General features: G+C 61.4%; 14 protein-coding genes and 1 pseudogene. 6 read left to right on the top strand and 9 right to left on the bottom strand.

Going from position 1 to position 16509, the window contains the following annotated elements; translation table 11 throughout:
- Positions 1–37 precede the first annotated feature (37 nt).
- The 9 genes from ureC to urtA all read right to left on the bottom strand — a co-directional run bounded on the left by ureC (position 38) and on the right by urtA (position 9243).
- On the bottom strand, positions 38–1741 hold the full coding sequence (gene ureC / locus NLK58_RS08565) for an urease subunit alpha (protein ID WP_341582514.1): 1704 nt from the start codon (positions 1739–1741) through the stop codon (positions 38–40).
- A 148-nt stretch (positions 1742–1889) separates the two neighbouring features.
- On the bottom strand, positions 1890–2207 hold the full coding sequence (locus NLK58_RS08570) for an urease subunit beta (protein WP_117618114.1): 318 nt from the start codon (positions 2205–2207) through the stop codon (positions 1890–1892).
- Between the two features lie 10 nt (positions 2208–2217).
- Positions 2218–2520, bottom strand: a complete 303-nt coding sequence (gene ureA, locus NLK58_RS08575; RefSeq protein ID WP_070964506.1) for an urease subunit gamma — start codon at positions 2518–2520, stop codon at positions 2218–2220.
- A 172-nt stretch (positions 2521–2692) separates the two neighbouring features.
- Complete coding sequence (locus NLK58_RS08580; RefSeq protein WP_341582515.1) at positions 2693–3589, bottom strand: urease accessory protein UreD; 897 nt, start codon at positions 3587–3589, stop codon at positions 2693–2695.
- Positions 3586–4284: an urea ABC transporter ATP-binding subunit UrtE gene (urtE, locus tag NLK58_RS08585; protein ID WP_341582516.1), complete on the bottom strand. Its 699-nt coding sequence runs from the start codon at positions 4282–4284 to the stop codon at positions 3586–3588. Before urtE ends, NLK58_RS08580 begins: the two co-directional genes overlap by 4 nt.
- Positions 4284–5108, bottom strand: coding sequence for an urea ABC transporter ATP-binding protein UrtD (gene urtD, locus NLK58_RS08590; RefSeq protein ID WP_117618117.1), 825 nt, complete (start codon positions 5106–5108; stop codon positions 4284–4286). Before urtD ends, urtE begins: the two co-directional genes overlap by 1 nt.
- On the bottom strand, positions 5105–6229 hold the full coding sequence (gene urtC / locus NLK58_RS08595; RefSeq protein ID WP_341582517.1) for an urea ABC transporter permease subunit UrtC: 1125 nt from the start codon (positions 6227–6229) through the stop codon (positions 5105–5107). The genes urtD and urtC overlap by 4 nt, the downstream gene beginning before the upstream one ends.
- Before the next feature lie 3 nt (positions 6230–6232).
- Entirely contained in the window at positions 6233–7840 is a 1608-nt protein-coding gene (urtB, locus tag NLK58_RS08600; protein WP_341582518.1) for an urea ABC transporter permease subunit UrtB, read from the bottom strand.
- 95 nt (positions 7841–7935) lie between these two features.
- Positions 7936–9243 carry an urea ABC transporter substrate-binding protein gene (urtA, locus tag NLK58_RS08605; protein WP_117618120.1) on the bottom strand — a complete coding sequence of 436 codons (1308 nt, stop codon included), beginning with the start codon at positions 9241–9243 and terminating at the stop codon, positions 7936–7938.
- 358 nt (positions 9244–9601) lie between these two features.
- On the opposite strand from urtA, the gene atzF reads away from it, so the two are divergent.
- From atzF to NLK58_RS08635, 6 genes and pseudogenes are all read left to right on the top strand, one after another.
- Complete coding sequence (atzF, locus tag NLK58_RS08610; protein ID WP_341582519.1) at positions 9602–11446, top strand: allophanate hydrolase; 1845 nt, start codon at positions 9602–9604, stop codon at positions 11444–11446.
- A 73-nt stretch (positions 11447–11519) separates the two neighbouring features.
- Positions 11520–12203: pseudogene (locus NLK58_RS08615) on the top strand (biotin carboxylase N-terminal domain-containing protein); the annotation flags it as partial.
- 58 nt (positions 12204–12261) lie between these two features.
- Positions 12262–13950 carry a biotin/lipoyl-containing protein gene (locus NLK58_RS08620; protein WP_341582520.1) on the top strand — a complete coding sequence of 563 codons (1689 nt, stop codon included), beginning with the start codon at positions 12262–12264 and terminating at the stop codon, positions 13948–13950.
- Between the two features lie 214 nt (positions 13951–14164).
- Positions 14165–14878, top strand: a complete 714-nt coding sequence (locus NLK58_RS08625) for a GntR family transcriptional regulator (RefSeq protein ID WP_117618123.1) — start codon at positions 14165–14167, stop codon at positions 14876–14878.
- Between the two features lie 445 nt (positions 14879–15323).
- Positions 15324–15593 carry a ComEA family DNA-binding protein gene (locus NLK58_RS08630; RefSeq protein WP_341582521.1) on the top strand — a complete coding sequence of 90 codons (270 nt, stop codon included), beginning with the start codon at positions 15324–15326 and terminating at the stop codon, positions 15591–15593.
- 141 nt (positions 15594–15734) lie between these two features.
- The gene (locus tag NLK58_RS08635) at positions 15735–16508 is read left to right on the top strand and encodes a (Fe-S)-binding protein (RefSeq protein WP_117618125.1); all 774 of its coding nucleotides are present in this window, start codon (positions 15735–15737) and stop codon (positions 16506–16508) included.
- Position 16509 lies beyond the last annotated feature (1 nt).

Genomic DNA, 16509 nt, shown 5'->3' on the forward strand with positions numbered 1-16509 from the left:
TGTTTGTTCCTCTCAGAGCAGCCTTGAGCTGTATTGACTAAAAGAGATGGTAACGCTGGGCCAGGGGCAGCTCGGTGGCGGGCTCACAGGTGAGCAGTTCGCCATCGGCATGCACTTCGTAGGTTTGCGGGTCCACGGTGATGTGCGGACACGCGTCGTTCAATTTCATGTCGCCCTTGCGCACGTCACGCACGCCTTTGCAGGCGGATAATGGGCTATCCAGGCCAAGCTCTTTGCCAATACCGGCATCAATGGCAGCCTGACTCACAAAGCTCAGGCGGGTGGCACTGGCGGCTTTGCCGAAGGCGCCGAACATGGGGCGGTAGTGCACTGGCTGTGGTGTGGGTATGGAGGCGTTGGCATCGCCCATGGGTGCGGCTGCAATCATGCCGCCCTTGAGGATGGTGGCGGGCTTCACGCCGAAGAATGCCGGGCTCCACAGCACCAGGTCTGCCAGCTTGCCCACTTCCACGGAGCCCACTTCATGGGCGATGCCGTGGGTGATGGCGGGGTTAATGGTGTACTTGGCGATGTAACGCTTGGCCCGCAGGTTGTCGGCGCCCAGGTCTTCGTCTTCCGGCAGCAGGCCGCGCTGCTGCTTCATCTTGTGGGCGGTCTGCCAGGTGCGGCACACCACTTCGCCCACCCGGCCCATGGCCTGGGAATCGGAGGCAATCATGGAGATCACGCCCATGTCGTGCAGGATGTCTTCTGCGGCGATGGTCTCGCGGCGGATGCGGGAGTCGGCGAAGGCGACGTCTTCCGGGATGTTCGGGTCCAGGTGGTGGCACACCATCAGCATGTCGAGGTGTTCGTCGATGGTGTTCACGGTGTAGGGCCGTGTCGGGTTGGTGGACGACGGCAGCACGTAATCCTTGGAGCAGGCGGTGATGATGTCCGGTGCGTGGCCGCCGCCGGCGCCTTCGGTGTGGTAGGTGTGGATGCAGCGTTCCTTGAACGCGGCCAGGGTGTCTTCCACAAAGCCGGATTCGTTCAGGGTGTCGGTGTGGATCGCCACCTGTACGTCGTATTTGTCCGCCACGGTGAGGCAGTTGTCGATGCTGGCCGGGGTGGTGCCCCAGTCCTCATGGAGTTTCAGGCCCATGGCGCCGGCCTGGATTTGCAGCTCCAGGGATTCCGGCAGGGAGGCGTTGCCCTTGCCCAGGAAGCCGATGTTCATGGGCAGGGAATCCACCGCCTGGAGCATCTTGCCAATGTGCCACGGGCCCGGTGTGCAGGTGGTGGCGTTGGTGCCCGTAGCCGGGCCCGTACCGCCGCCGAGCATGGTGGTGATGCCGCTCATCAGGGCTTCTTCGATCTGCTGGGGGCAGATGAAGTGGATGTGGGCGTCAATGCCGCCGGCGGTGAGGATTTTGCCTTCACCGGCGATAATTTCGGTGCCGGGGCCAATGACGATGGTTACGTCTGGCTGGATGTCTGGGTTGCCGGCTTTGCCGATGGCGGCGATTCTGCCTTTCTGGATGCCGACGTCGGCTTTGACGATTCCCCACCAATCGAGAATCAGGGCGTTGGTGATGACGGTGTCCATCACGCTGTCGTCGGCGCGCTGGCTCTGGCCCATGCCGTCCCGGATGACTTTGCCGCCGCCGAATTTTACTTCGTCGCCGTAGTGGGTGCTGTCGCTTTCCACTTCGACCCACAGGTCGGTGTCGCCGAGTCTGACGCGGTCGCCGGTGGTTGGGCCGTACATGTCGGCGTAGGCTTGTCTTGTTATCTTCATCTTGTCCCTCGTTTTAACTTGGGTGCCTGGGCCAGTCGGGCAATCCCTTCCGGGAAACGCTCCTTGCGGCACATCCATGTGGCGCTTGGGCTCCGCCATCCATGGCTCCGCACATTCCCGGAAGGGATTACCCGACCGGCCCTGCTGATCATTTCGTGGAGTCGAGATTTCCCATGACTTCGGCTCGGAAACCGTAGATTTCTCGGCTACCCGCAAACGGGATTAACGTCACTTCCCGGCTTTGGCCGGGTTCGAAGCGGATCGCGGTGCCGGCGGCTACGTCTAATCGGTACCCCCTCGCCTTGGCTCGGTCGAAATCCAGCGCCGGGTTGGCTTCGGCGAAGTGGTAGTGGGAGCCGATCTGGACCGGGCGGTCGCCGGTGTTGGCCACTTCGATGGTGATGCGTTCGCGGCCTTCGCAGAGTTCGATGTCGCCGTCTTTGAGCTGGTATTCACCGGGGATCATGGCGCGCTCCTTACACGATGGGGTTGTGAACGGTGACGAGTTTCGTTCCATCTGGGAACGTAGCTTCCACTTGCACTTCGTCGACCATTTCGGCGATGCCGTCCATCACGTCGTCTCGGGTGAGGATTTCGGTGCCGGCGGTCATTAGTTCAGCCACGGTGCGGCCTTCCCGGGCGCCTTCCATGATTTCGGCGCTGATCAGGGCTACTGCTTCAGGGTAGTTGAGTTTCAGGCCCTTGGCTTTGCGGCGCTCGGCCAGCAGGGCTGCGGTGAACAGCAGCAGTTTGTCTTTGTCTCTGGGCGTTAATTCCATTGTTGTTCTCCGCTTTCTATGGAGTTCATCGGCGCTATCTTGATAATTTCCTGAACAGGGCGGGGCAAACCGTCCGGGGATGTCGAAAACACGGATGTTTTCGTCAAGCGTACACGGACGTATTCACAGCGTGCCCCGGACGGTTTGCCCCGCCCTGTTCCCGCACAAAAATTCAGGTCAGCCATATCCGGGGCACCACCGCAGATTGACCAGTCAGCATTGGCCGGACCACTTCCCAGGCTTGCTGACAAATGCCCCAGGCTTCGTTTCTTTCGTTTCCCAGATACCGCAGCAACACCACTCCCCGTCGCTTGGTCACGGCCCAGTTTTTTGATTCGGATAATTGCTCGCGTATTGCCTCGATGGCACCGGCTTCGTCGTCCAGGCCAACTATCCAGAGGGTGGCCTGCACCGTGGCGCCACCCTGGCCCCAGTGGCCTTTGAATCTGGGGTGGTTCGGGTCCATGGGCTGGCGTTCCAGCCACAGGGGGCGGCCATCCATCAGCAGGCGGAATTTCTGCTCCAGATGGCCGGAGATGAACGGCAGTTTGCTGGCCGGGCGGCCGAGGGCGAGGATTTCCCAGCCGATGCATTTAGCGCCGGCTGCCAGTTCGATGGTGGTGCTCTGTTCACCCCGGGAGCCGTCGAAGGCCAGGGTTTCCTGGGGCAGGTATTCGAGGGTGCCGCCCTTCTCCACTTTCAGACTGGTGTGCTGGGCCCAGGCGACGCCGTGGCTGTCGGCCTTGTAGAGTTTGGCGGCGGCCGGGGTGGTGAGCAGGGTGTGAGCGCCCTCGCCGACCCGGGCTTCTATGCTCAGGGCATCGCCGCTGACCAGTCCGCCCGGTGGGTGCAGCAGGTACACGTGGCAGCAGCCGTTGCGGCCTTCCGGGTAGAACGGACGTTGGACTCTCAGCGGGCCGTTATGACGCACGTGGGTCATGCGGGTGGCGGTGGTGTCGCCATCCGGGCGGACGTCGAAGCCCAGCGAGATCGATGCCGCCCAGCGCCGGCCCTCGTCGAAGCGGTGGCCGGAGTCGTTCGCGGCTTCGATGTGCTGAAAGACCGTCATACCGTCAGGTGCTTCTTGATGAGTTCATCGGTGAGCCCGGCAATCTCGCCTTCCGCCACCCGGCGGCCGCGATCCAGGATGGCGAAGCGGTCCGCGTATTTGCGGGCGAACGGGAGTTTCTGTTCGACCAAAAGCACGGTCAGGCCGTCTTCTTTGATCAGCCTCTGAATAACCTCGCCAATCTGGGCGACGATGTTGGGCTGGATACCCTCGCCCGGTTCATCGAGGATCAGCAGGCGCGGCTCGATCACCAGGGCGCGGCCGATGGCCAGTTGCTGTTGCTGGCCGCCGGAGAGGTCACCGCCCCGGCGGTGGCGCATTTCTTTCAACACCGGGAACAGCTCGTACACCCGCTCGGGAATTTTCTTGCTGCCGTCCTTGCGCACGGCAAGGCCGGTGCGCAGGTTTTCTTCCACGGTCAGCAGCGGGAAGATCTGCCGGCCCTGGGGCACGTAGCCGATGCCAAGGCGAGAACGGTCTTCGACTTTCTTTTTGGTGAGTTCCACGTCGCCAGCAAATTCAATGCGGCCGCTCTTGGTGGTTTCCTCCCCCATGATGCATTTCATCAGCGTGGTCTTGCCCACGCCGTTGCGGCCCATCACGCAGGTGCACTGGCTCTGGGGCACGTCCAGATCCAGATCCCAGAGGGTATGGCTCTCGCCGTAGTACTGGTTGAGTTTTTCAATCTTCAGCATTACGCCTCCTCCCCGAGATACACCTTGACCACTTCCGGGTCGTTGGAGACCTGATCCATGGAACCTTCCGCCAGCACGCTGCCCTGGTGCAGCACGGTGACCTTGCGGGCGATGGAGCGCACGAAGCCCATGTCGTGCTCCACCACCACAACCGACTGCTTGCCGGCGAGGCTGGTGAGCAGTTCGGCGGTGCGTTCCATTTCCTGTTCGGTCATGCCGGCTACGGGTTCGTCCACCAGCAGCAGGCGCGGCTTCTGCATCAGCAGCATGCCGATTTCCAGCCACTGCTTCTGGCCATGGGAGAGGATGCCGGCGAGCCTGTCACGCAGCGCCTCCAGGCCGATCATCTCCAGCACTTCGCCGATGCGATCCCGGTATTCGGCTTTCATCACAGCGGTCAGTGTGGGGAATACCCGCTTGTCCGTCGCCATAGCCAGCTCCAGGTTTTCGAACACGGTGAGGGCTTCAAATACCGTGGGTTTCTGGAACTTGCGGCCGATGCCGAGGGAGGCGATGTCCGGCTCGTTCATGGTGAGCAGGTTGTGGCGGCTGCCGAACCACACCGAGCCGGTGTCCGGGCGGGTTTTCCCCGTGATGATGTCCATCATGGTGGTCTTGCCCGCGCCATTGGGGCCGATGATGCAGCGCAGCTCGCCGTCGTCGATGGTGAGGTTGAGGTTGTTGATGGCCTTGAAGCCATCAAAGCTCACGTTTACGTCTTCCAGGTACAGGATGGGGCCGTGGCGCACGTCCACCGGTGACTTCACCTGGGTGAGGAATTCGAAGACGTGTTCCCGGTCGGTCAGTTCCTGAATAATGCTCATACCGTGGCCTCCTGCGCGGCGGGGGTGTTGCTGCTGTCATCGGCTTTCTTTTTGCGGAACAGCAAGCCGGCGATGCCTTTGGGCAGGAACACGGTGACCAGCACGAACAGACCACCCAGGGCGAATAGCCAGGCATCTGGCATTACGCCGGTGAATACGGTCTTGGCGTAGTTCACCAGAATGGCGCCGATCACGGCTCCATAGAGTGTAGCCCGTCCGCCCAAAGCCACCCACACCACAATCTCGATGGAGAACAGCGGCGAGAATTCGCTGGGGTTGATAATACCCACTTGCGGCACGTACAGCGCACCGGCCACGCCCGCCAGCATGGCGGACACCACGAATACGAACAGCTGCACCCGTTCCACCCGGTAGCCCAGGAAGCGGGTGCGGGCCTCGGCATCCCGGCAGGCCACACTCACCCGGCCCAGCTTGCTGGTCACGATGCCCCGGCAGATCACGTAGCCAATGGCCAGGGCGATGCCGGTGGCGATGAACAGCCCGAGGCGGGTGGCGTCCGTGCGCAGGTTGAAGCCGAGAATGTCCTTGAAGTCGGTCAGGCCGTTGTTGCCGCCGAAGCCCATTTCGTTGCGGAAGAAGGCCAGCATGAGGGCAAAGGTGAGCGCCTGGGTGATGATGGAGAGGTACACCCCGGTTACCCGTGAGCGGAAGGCCAGGAAGCCGAACACCAGTGCCAGCAGGCCAGGGGCCAGCAGCACCATGAGGAAGGCAAACCAGGCCATGTCGAAACCCTGCCAGAACCAGGGCAGCTCCTGCCAGTTCAGGAACACCATGAAGTCCGGCAGGATCGGGTCGCCATAGACGCCCCGGTCGCCAATCTGGCGCATCAGGTACATGCCCATGGCGTAGCCACCGAGGGCAAAGAAGGCGCCGTGGCCCAGGCTGAGGATACCGAGGTAACCCCACACCAGGTCCACCGCCACCGCCAGCAGGGCGTAGCACAGGTATTTGCCCAGCAGCGTCACCGTGTAGGCGCTCACGTGCAGGGCGCTGTCCTGGGGCATGAACAGGTGGAGGAGGGTCACTAACATCAGGGCCGCAAACAGCACCCCAAGAAACACTTGCGTGGATCGCTCTCGTAGAGGTCTAGTCAGCCACATACCTTAGCCTTCTGCTGCACGGCCCTTTTGCGGGAACAGTCCGCGGGGGCGTTTCTGGATAAACAGGATGATGAACACCAGCACAATGATCTTGGCGAGTACGGCACCGGCCCAGGGTTCAAGCAACTGGTTGATGGTGCCCAGGGAGAGCCCGGCAATGAGCGTGCCCCAGAGGTTACCGACGCCGCCGAACACCACGACCATGAAGGAATCGATGATGTAGTTCTGGCCCAGGTTCGGGCCCACGTTGGTGAGCTGGGACAGCGCCACCCCGGCCAGGCCGGCAACGCCGGAGCCCAGGGCAAAGGTCATGATGTCTACCCGGGTGGCCCGGATGCCCATGGAGCGGGCCATGGCGCGGTTCTGGGTAACGGCGCGCACTTCCAGGCCCAGGCGGGTCTTGCGCATGATCAGCATCAGTGCCGCGAAGACAATCAGCGCAAACGCCAGTACGTACAGGCGGTTGAGGGTCAGCGAGAGTGCATCGTTGATCACCAGGGAACCGCTCATCCAGTCCGGAGTGACCACGGTGCGGTTCTGGGGGGAGATCACGGTGCGCACCAGCTGCTGCAGGATCAGGCTGATGCCGAAGGTGGCCAGCAGGGTTTCCAGGGGGCGCCCCTTCAGGTACTGGATGACGCTGCGCTCGATGATGATGCCGGCGGTGGCAGCCACCACGAAGCCGGCGGGAATCGAGAGGATCAGTGCCAGGCCGGGCTGGCCGGGAAAGAGTTGCTGCATGCCCCAGGTGGTGTAGGCACCCAGCATGATCAGTTCACCGTGGGCCATGTTGATCACGCCCATCACGCCGAAGGTGATGGCCAGGCCGATGGCGGCCAGAACCAGAACCGAGCCGAGGGACAGGCCGAAATACAGGGTCTCGGCGGCGCGGTTCAGTTTGAGTTTCTGTTCGATGCTTTCGAGGGCCTTGGCGGCACGTTGAGCCAGCGCCTCGTTGTCACCGCGAACGGCTTCGTTCAAAGCGGCGCGGGCCCGGGGATGCAGGCTGCCGGCGAGCACTTCCACGGCCTCCAGGTTGCCCTCGCCTACCCGGTAGATGGCCAGGGCCTCCTCAATGCGGTTGCGCACGGCGGCGTTTTCTTCCTTCGCCAGCTGTGCTTCCAGCGGCTCGACCAGTGAGGCATCCACTTTGCCCATCATCTCCTGTGCGGAGGCTTCACGCACGTCCGGGTCCGGGGCATTCAGGTCCAGCATGGCGAGTATGCCTTCAAGCTGGCCCCGAATTCGGTTGTTGATAGCGACTCTGTCCAGCTCACGGCGGGACATTTCGCCCATGTTCTCTCCGGTCAGCGGGTTGGCGATTTCCCAGTCCCGGCCCCGGTTGTTCAATACCAGTACCACCTCGCCTGTGTCTTTTACCCGGCTCAGGCGGTTGTTTCCGTAGGCTTCGAGCCAGCCCCTGGCTCTTTCGTCACCGCTGCTGACGATGGCGTTAACCGCCTCTTCCACCTTGCTGGCTGGCACCTCGGCAAGGTTGATTAGCAGGTCTCTGCCGGGGTCGTTATCCTGTGCCGCTGCGGGCAGCGACAACGGGGTGATAACGGCAACCAGGGCAAAAAGCAGCAATGTGAGCGATCGGAAGATGCCCATGAGTGTGTCCTGTCTGTTGAAAGCGAGTTGCGGGCCAACAACCGGGGGGCAGCTTAGTCACCCCCGATTGCCCCTGGTGCCATACCGATTCTGCCTTACTCGGCTTCAGCCGCCATTTCGCCGGCAGACGCGCCACAAGTGCCGGTTGCGGTGTTGAAGGTTCCGCAGAACATCGGCTTGCGCCAGTCGGCGATCAGGTCCCGTGAACCCGGCAGGTAGTCAGACCAGGCATCGCCGGCCACGGTAGACGGGGTTTCCCAGACCACGGAGAACTGGCCGTTGTCCTGGATCTCGCCAATCAGCACCGGCTTGGTGATGTGGTGGTTGGGCATCATGGCGGCGTAACCGCCGGTGAGGTTGGGCACGGTCACGCCGATGATGGCGTCTTTCACCGCGTCCACGTCGGTGGTGCCGGCTTTCTTGACCGCTTCGATGTACATATTGAAGCCGATGTAGTGGGCTTCCATCGGGTCGTTGGTAACGGCATTTTCCTTGCCGGTGTATTCCACCCAGGCGTCGATAAAGTCGTAGTTGGCGTCGCTGTCCACGCTCATGAAATAGTTCCAGGCGGCCAGGTGGCCCACCAGCGGCGCGGTGTCGATACCGGAAAGCTCCTGCTCACCCACGGAGAAGGCGACTACCGGGATGTCGGAGGCAGAGATGCCCTGGTTGCCCAGCTCACGGTAGAAGGGCACGTTGGCGTCACCGTTGATGGTGGAAACCACGGCGGTCTTCTTGCCGGCGGAACCGAAGCGTTTGATGTCAGACACAATGTTCTGCCAGTCGGAGTGACCGAAGGGCGTGTAGTTGATCATGATGTCTTCCTTGGCCACCCCCATATCCATCAGGTAGGTTTCAAGGATCTTGTTGGTGGTACGCGGGTAGACGTAATCGGTGCCCGCCAGTACCCAGCGCTCCACGCCGATTTCGTTCATCAGGTAGTTCACCGCAGGAATCGCCTGCTGGTTGGGCGCAGCGCCGGTGTAGAAGACGTTTTCGGAGGATTCCTCACCCTCGTACTGCACCGGGTAAAACAGAAGGCCGTTCAGCTCTTCCACCACCGGCAGTACGGATTTACGGGACACCGAGGTCCAGTTACCGAAGATCACATCGACTTTTTCCTGGGCCAGCAGTTCGCGGGCTTTTTCAGCGAACAGCGGCCAGTTGGAGGCAGGGTCCACCACAACGGCTTCGAGCTGGCGACCAAGCACACCGCCCTTGGCGTTCTGTTGCTCGATCAGCATTTCAACGGTGTCTTTCAGAACGGTTTCACTGATCGCCATGGTGCCGGAGAGCGAGTGCAGAATGCCCACCTTGATGGGATCGTCCGCCGCCACGGAATTAAAGGAAATGGAAAGTGCGAGTGCGGAGAGGCCCAGTTTCACGTGTTTTTTGAGGCTCATGTTGTGCGTCCTTTTCTTTAGTTGGGTCTTGAATTCGAGGGTGCAGTTCGCCTTGAAACGCACCACGGCCTTTGCATCTGCTGTTCCACATTCCCTGCGTATCCATCTAAAACAATCAGTTATCTAGTATACAAGTCGCAATAGCGCCGCCAGGTATTCTTCGGCCACCCTCCAAACCCTGTTTTCCGGTTCAGTTTTGGTGCGCCCGCACCGCCGTTGGGCGGGCATGGGTTGAGCTCTTTCCAGCCAATAAATACTAACCATCTGTTTTTATTGGATTATCAAGAAATTCCCGCAAATGGCACAGGCATTGCCATTCCACATGTATACAAGTTGATAACGCACATGAGGACGACCAATGCCTGCAACTCTCGGATGGACCATAAAGGACTGGCAGAACGCCTATAGCGAAGGCGCTACGCCGGCCTCACTGCTGGGTGAGCTGCTGACCGGGCTGGATACCACGGATGTCGCCTGGATTTCCCTGCTGGATGGCAACGGCCTGGCCACGGCCCTGACGGAACTGGAACAGACCCTGGAAGCCGCCGGTGGCGACAGGAACGCACTGCCGCTTTATGGCGTTCCGTTCGCCGCGAAAGACAATATCGATGCCAGGGGCTTTGAGACGACGGCCGCGTGCCCCGCCTTTGCCTACAACCCGGAAGACGACGCCAGCACCATTGCCCGCCTGAAGGCCGCCGGCGCGGTGGTGATCGGCAAGACCAACCTGGACCAGTTCGCGACCGGATTGGTGGGCACCCGCTCTCCCTATGGCGCAGTGCCAAACAGCTTCAAACCGGAAGTAGTGAGCGGCGGTTCCAGCTCCGGCTCCGCCTCGGTGGTGGCTCGCGGCCTGGTGCCGTTTGCGCTGGGCACCGACACCGCAGGCTCCGGCCGGGTCCCTGCGGGGCTGAACAATCTGGTAGGTCTGAAGCCGACCAAGGGCCTGTTCAGCATTCGCGGTGTAGTGCCGGCCTGTCGATCCCTGGATTGCGTATCCATTTTTACACTCACGGTGAACGATGCCGGGCTGGTGGCTGATGCCATGGCCGGTTTTGACGCCGGTGATGCTTTCTCCCGCAAGGCACCTTACGCCCTGCCCCTGGACGGACCCGCCCTTCGCCGGCCCGGGCCCATCAGGAAACTGGCCATTCCGGAGCATCCCGAATGGTTCGGTGACCAGCAGGCCGAAGCGGCCTGGAATACCGCCATCAGCCGGTGGCGCGGGCTGGATGTGGAGCTGGTTCCCATGGATTTCAGCCCCATGCTAGAACTGGCGGCGCTGCTCTATGAGGGCCCCTGGGTGGCCGAGCGCCACGCCGCCGTGGAAGCGTTCATGGCCAGCCACGCCGATGACATGAACCCGGTGGTCAAAGACATCATCAGTAACGCCGGCAAGTTCAGCGCCACGGATACTTTCAAGGCCCAATACCGGAAAGAAGAGCTGGAACGCCAGATTGATGAACTGCTGGCCGATGTGGACGCCCTGCTGGTGCCCACCGCCCCCACGGCGCCCACCATTGAGGCGGTGAACGCAGACCCGGTCACCCTGAACAGCCAGTTGGGCACCTACACCAATTTCGTGAACCTGGCGGACATGAGTGCCCTGGCCATTCCCGCCGGCTTCCGCGACGACGGCCTGCCCTTCGGCGTCACGCTTATTTCAGGCGCCTGGAAAGACACCGAACTGCAACGCCTGGCCTGCCAGTGGCTGAATGCCCACCCCACAACTCTGGGCGCCACCGATAAAGACCGCCCCGAAGAAACGCCCGGCGCCGCCATTTCCACCCCCACCGTGCAGGTGGCCGTAGTCGGCGCTCACCTCAGCGGCATGCCCCTGAACACCCAACTGACCGAGCGCTTCTCGGTACTTCTGGAGCAAACCACCACCTCCGCCAACTACCGGCTGTACGCCCTGCCCAACACCACCCCGCCCAAGCCCGGACTGAAGCGGGTGCCCGCTGGCGGGGGTGACGGAAAAGGCGAGGAAATCATCGTGGAAGTCTGGGAAATGCCCGCCTCGGCCTTCGGCTCCTTTGTGGATCTGATCCCGGCACCGCTGGGCATCGGCAATGTGGAACTGGCCGATGGCCGCTGGGTGAACGGCTTTATCTGTGAAGGCTACGGCTTCGACGGCGCCCGGGATGTCACCGAATTCGGCGGCTGGCGCGCGTTTGTGACGGCTGAAAATGGGGTCAGATGAAAACGGGGTCAGATGAACATTTCATCTGACCCCGTTTTCATCTGACCCCACGTTCACAAGGGGAGAAACCTCTATGTTTACCAAAGTACTGATCGCCAACCGAGGCGAAATCGCGGTCCGCACCATTTGCACCTTCAAGGTCATGGGTGTTGGCAGTGTTGCCGTCTATTCCCATCAGGACCGCCACAGCCTGCACGTGACCCTGGCCGATGAATCGGTTGCCCTGACCGGCAACGGCGCCAGTGAAACCTATCTGGACAAGGCCCAGATTCTGTCGGCCGCCAAGCACACCGGCGCTGAAGCAATTATTCCGGGTTATGGTTTTCTCTCCGAGAATGCCGACTTCGCGGAGGCCTGCGAGGCCGACGGCATTGCCTTTGTCGGCCCCACCCCGGACCAGATGCGTGAATTCGGCCTGAAGCACCGGGCCCGGGAACTGGCGGAAACCGCCGGCGGTGGCGGCATCGGCCTGACCCGCTGCAACAGCGAGAGCGAACTGCGGGATGCCTTTGAAACCGTGCGCCGCCAGGGCCAGAGCTTCTTCAACGACAGCGGCGTGTTCCTGGAGCGCTTCATCGCCCGGGCCCGCCATGTGGAAGTCCAGATATTCGGGGATGGCGAAGGCAATGTGGTTGCCCTGGGCGAACGGGATTGTTCCCTGCAGCGCCGCAACCAGAAAGTGGTGGAGGAAACCCCGGCCCCGAACCTGCCGGCGGCCACCCGCCAGAAGATGCTGGATGCCGCCGTCGCCCTCGGCCAGTCGGTGAATTACCGCTCCGCTGGCACCGTGGAATACATCTACGACGCCGACCGGGATGAGTGCCACCCTGGACAACAAGCCGGTGGAGTTCTGGAAACCCATCACCGTGAAAGCCGGCCAGGTCAACCTGCCCGCCTGCACCACCACCGCACCCACACACGACCCGGCCCCGGCGGCCCCGGCGGACCCGGACCTGATCCCGGACTACCCGGACCACTGGGAAATCGGCGTGCTCTATGGCCCCCACGGCGCCCCGGATTTCTTCACCGAAGCGTCCATCGAGAAGTTCTTCGAGCAGGACTGGGAGGTGCACTACAACTCCAACCGCCTGGGCATCCGCCTGAACGGTCCCAAGCCGGAGTTCACCCGCGCCGACGGCGGCGAAGCGGGCCTGCACCCCTCCAACATCCACGACTGTGAATACGCCATCGGCTCCATCAACTTCACCGGCGACATGCCCGTGATCCTGACCAAGGACGGCCCAAGCCTGGGTGGTTTTGTGTGCCCGGTGACCATCGCCAAGGCGGAGCTGTGGAAAGTCGGCCAGGTAAAACCCGGCGATACTATCCGTTTTGTCTCAATAGAAAACGACACCGCCGTGAAACTCTCCGAACGCCAGGAACTGGCGATCAAGAGTCTGATGGCGCCGCCGGCGGTGGATCTGGCCAAGCCAGACCTGGCACCGCTGAACGGCCTTTCCGCCACCATCCTTGCCCACCTGGAAGAAACCGACGGCCGCCCGGAAGTCTCCTACCGCCAGGCCGGCGACCAGTACATCCTGCTGGAATACGGCCCCAACGTGATGGACCTGGGCTTCCGCCTGCGCATCCACGCCCTGATGGAAGCCATCGCCGACGTGCAGCCGGCCGGCCTGCTGGAACTCTCCCCCGGTGTGCGCTCCCTGCAGCTGAGGTACGACGCTCGTATCCTGCCGCAGCATGCGCTGATGGAATACCTGCTGGACCTGGAAGCCACCCTGCCGCCCACAGACGAACTGAAAGTCCGCAGCCGGGTTATCCACCTGCCCATGGCCTTCGAAGACAGCGCGACTCTCGAAGCGGTGGACAAATACCGCCAGTCCGTGCGCGATACCGCACCCTGGCTGCCCAACAACGTCGACTTCATGCAACGCATCAATGGCCTGCCGAGCCGCGAGGCCGTCCGCGACATTCTGTTTTCGGCCCGATACCTGGTGCTCGGCCTTGGCGACGTTTACCTGGGCACCCCCTGGCTGCTGAGGTTCTTTGACCAGGTGTGCTACTACCCGGTTACCGAAGCCGAGCTGGACGAAATGCGAGACCAGTTCCGCGCCGGCCAGCTGACGGTGAAAATCGAGGAAGAAACCTTCGACCTGAAATCCCACCAGGCCTTCCTCGACGCCAACGCCGGTTCCATCGCCGACTTCCGGAAGATGCAGCAGGCGGCCTACGCTAAAGAAATCGCCCGCTGGAAGGACAACGAAACCGACGAACTGGATAGACTGGCCAAAGCGCCGCCGAAAGCGGATCTCTCCGGCCTGGAGAAATTCGGCGAGCTGGTGAGTGCGGAGATTGCCGGTAATATCTGGAAGTGTCTGGTCAAACCCGGGGATACGGTGGCTGAAGGTGATCCGCTGATGATTGTCGAGGCGATGAAAATGGAGTTCGAGGTGAATGCGACCCTTGCCGGGGAGATCAGTGCCATGCACGTGCAGCCCGGCAAGGCCGTGACTCCCGGGGAGCCTTTGTTGAGCATCAAGATCTAGGCTTAATAGGGGCCTCGGAGTTTTGCCTCTCTGGCCTCTTGTTCTGGAGTACAGCCGGTGGTGGGGTGCGGGTTTCAAAAAGTGTGAGCAGCAGGGATGCTGCGATCAAGCCCCCATGGATGGGTTCACGGCGTCTTTTTGAAACCCGCACCCCACCATCCGGCCCAGCGACGAACACCAAAAACAGAAGCCTCCCGCAAATAAGGGAAAGAAAATGGCAACTAACACCAAAAGAAAAGAGTCCATGGCAGACAGGGTTTACCAAGCCCTGAAGGACGACATCTTTGAGTTCCGCCTGATCCCCGGTGACAAATTCAGCGAGGGCGATGTGGGAACGCGCCTGGATGCCAGCCGGACCCCGGTTCGGGAGGCGCTTTACCGGTTGCAGCAGGAAGGCTACGTGGAAGTGTTGTTTCGCAGTGGCTGGCAGGTGAAGCCGTTTGATTTCCGGCAGGTGGAGGAACTGTATGACCTGCGGATTACCCTGGAACGGGCGGCCATGCACAAGATCTGCGGCCTGGATGAGGAGCCGCCGGCGCTGCGGACATTAACCGCGATCTGGAACCCGGACCACCCCTCCGAACGGGCGGTAGGCAGTACCGTTCGGGCTTTGGATGAGAGTTTTCATTGTGATCTGGTGGCCGCTGCCGGCAACCGGGAGATGACGCGGATTCACCGGGAGATTACCGACCGGCTGCGGATTATCCGGCGGCTGGACTTTACCCGGGATGATCGGGTGGATGCCACTTATATCGAGCACGCCTCGATTCTGGAGGCCTTGCGGAATGGCATGGCCAGTGAGGCCGCGGACCGGCTAACCCGGCATATCCGCATCAGCCAGAAGGCGGTTCGGGAAATCACCATGGAGCGAATCCGGGAGGCGGCCGAGGCGCACCGGCAGAAACCCGTTGAACTTGGGGTCAGATGAAAATGGGGTCAGATGAAAGTTCATCTGACCCCATTTTCATCTGACCCCATATTTGCTTACAAAACTGTAAGACATGTCGCACAATCTTCGGAGCGATTCTCCGATAGGTACAAATTCCAGTCCCGGTAGAATGGTCAGTGTCAGGGAGGACAAGCCAGCAAGGAATGTTGGCTCAAGGATGACAACTCCACGGATGAGGGGTTGCCCGAGGGATCAGGGCTTGCAGGGATGACCACAAGGAAGACGCGCTCAGTCAGGATGATGCGCACGCCTGAAGGAACAGGCAGGGGTCAGCCACGGAATCGGGGGTCACAGGGAACGTGGTCCCGTCCGTGCACTTTTCTGCCTACCGGACATTTCTGCTTCTCTTCTTACATTTCGTTTCTGCTGCTTCGCTCCCTGGCACAACACCAATAACGCAAGTTAGCCTCAGGAGCTCATACCCATGAAACGCACACCGCTTTTCGCCACCCTCGTTCTGCTGTTCAGCCTTGTTACCGGCTTTGCTTACGCGGAAGAAGCCACCATCAACATCAACACCGCAGACGTGGCCGCACTCGCCAGCCTGAACGGCATTGGCCAGGGCAAGGCCGAAGCCATCGTTGCCTACCGGGAAGCCAATGGCCCTTTCGCCGTAACCGCTGACCTCGCCAAGGTAAAAGGCATTGGCGAACGCACGGTTGAAAAGAACGCAGAGCGTTTGACCGTCAAATAATCCCCTCGGGCAGGGGTTTTCTGCCGCTGCCCGACCACTCTGCCCCGCCATTGCAATCCTGCCCCTAAAGTCGTCTGGCAAGACCGCACGCGCCACCCTATTATTACTGGATAACAATTCCAAACGGTTGAGCGTCGGAACATGAGTGATCCCATCAAGGTTTACCCGTCAAAACCTGCCAAAGTCTATTTCTACGGCACCTGCCTGGTGGACATGTTCTACCCGGATGCAGGCGTTGCCGGTGTGGAGCTGCTGGAGCGGGAAGGCATTCAGGTGCTGTTTCCGCAAAACCAGACCTGCTGCGGCCAGCCCGCCTATACGTCCGGCTACCACGACGAAGCCCGTGCCGTCGCCAAGGCACAGCTGGACCTGTTTCCCGAGGACTGGCCCATCGTGGTGCCCTCCGGTTCCTGCGGCGGCATGATGCACAAGCATTACCCGGCCCTGTTCAAGGACACCACCGATGAGGTCAAGGCCGCCGGTATTGCCGGGCGGGTCTGGGAGCTGACCGATTTTCTGCTGAACGTGTGCCACATCAAGCTGGAAGACCTGGGCGAGCCCACCACCGTGGCCATGCACACCTCCTGCTCGGCCCGCCGTGAAATGGGCGTGGCGGAAGTGGGGCCAAAACTGCTGGGCCAGCTGAAGAACGTGAATCTGGTGGAACAGGTGCGGCCGGAGGAGTGTTGCGGGTTCGGTGGCACCTTTGCAATCCGCCACCCGGAAATTTCCGGGGCCATGGTCAGCGAGAAGGTGGATGCGCTGGTAGAAACCGGCACCAAACAGTTCGTGACCACCGATTGCGGTTGCCTGGTGAACATTGCCGGCTACGCCGAGAAGAACCACAAGCCGGTTGAAGGCCAGCACATTCTCAGTTTCCTGTGGGCGCGTACCCAGGGCAAAGGGGAGCAATAGT

Source organism: Marinobacter metalliresistant (genome assembly GCF_038098645.1).
Classification (GTDB): domain Bacteria; phylum Pseudomonadota; class Gammaproteobacteria; order Pseudomonadales; family Oleiphilaceae; genus Marinobacter; species Marinobacter metalliresistant.

Bases quoted from the DNA above. Each gene is read 5' to 3' on its own strand.
- ureC (WP_341582514.1), bottom strand. From the start codon at position 1,741: ATGAAGATAACAAGACAAGCCTACGCCGACATGTACGGCCCAACCACC.
- NLK58_RS08570 (WP_117618114.1), bottom strand. From the start codon at position 2,207: ATGATCCCCGGTGAATACCAGCTCAAAGACGGCGACATCGAACTCTGC.
- ureA (WP_070964506.1), bottom strand. From the start codon at position 2,520: ATGGAATTAACGCCCAGAGACAAAGACAAACTGCTGCTGTTCACCGCA.
- NLK58_RS08580 (WP_341582515.1), bottom strand. From the start codon at position 3,589: ATGACGGTCTTTCAGCACATCGAAGCCGCGAACGACTCCGGCCACCGC.
- urtE (WP_341582516.1), bottom strand. From the start codon at position 4,284: ATGCTGAAGATTGAAAAACTCAACCAGTACTACGGCGAGAGCCATACC.
- urtD (WP_117618117.1), bottom strand. From the start codon at position 5,108: ATGAGCATTATTCAGGAACTGACCGACCGGGAACACGTCTTCGAATTC.
- urtC (WP_341582517.1), bottom strand. From the start codon at position 6,229: ATGTGGCTGACTAGACCTCTACGAGAGCGATCCACGCAAGTGTTTCTT.
- urtB (WP_341582518.1), bottom strand. From the start codon at position 7,840: ATGGGCATCTTCCGATCGCTCACATTGCTGCTTTTTGCCCTGGTTGCC.
- urtA (WP_117618120.1), bottom strand. From the start codon at position 9,243: ATGAGCCTCAAAAAACACGTGAAACTGGGCCTCTCCGCACTCGCACTT.
- atzF (WP_341582519.1), top strand. From the start codon at position 9,602: ATGCCTGCAACTCTCGGATGGACCATAAAGGACTGGCAGAACGCCTAT.
- NLK58_RS08620 (WP_341582520.1), top strand. From the start codon at position 12,262: ATGAGTGCCACCCTGGACAACAAGCCGGTGGAGTTCTGGAAACCCATC.
- NLK58_RS08625 (WP_117618123.1), top strand. From the start codon at position 14,165: ATGGCAACTAACACCAAAAGAAAAGAGTCCATGGCAGACAGGGTTTAC.
- NLK58_RS08630 (WP_341582521.1), top strand. From the start codon at position 15,324: ATGAAACGCACACCGCTTTTCGCCACCCTCGTTCTGCTGTTCAGCCTT.
- NLK58_RS08635 (WP_117618125.1), top strand. From the start codon at position 15,735: ATGAGTGATCCCATCAAGGTTTACCCGTCAAAACCTGCCAAAGTCTAT.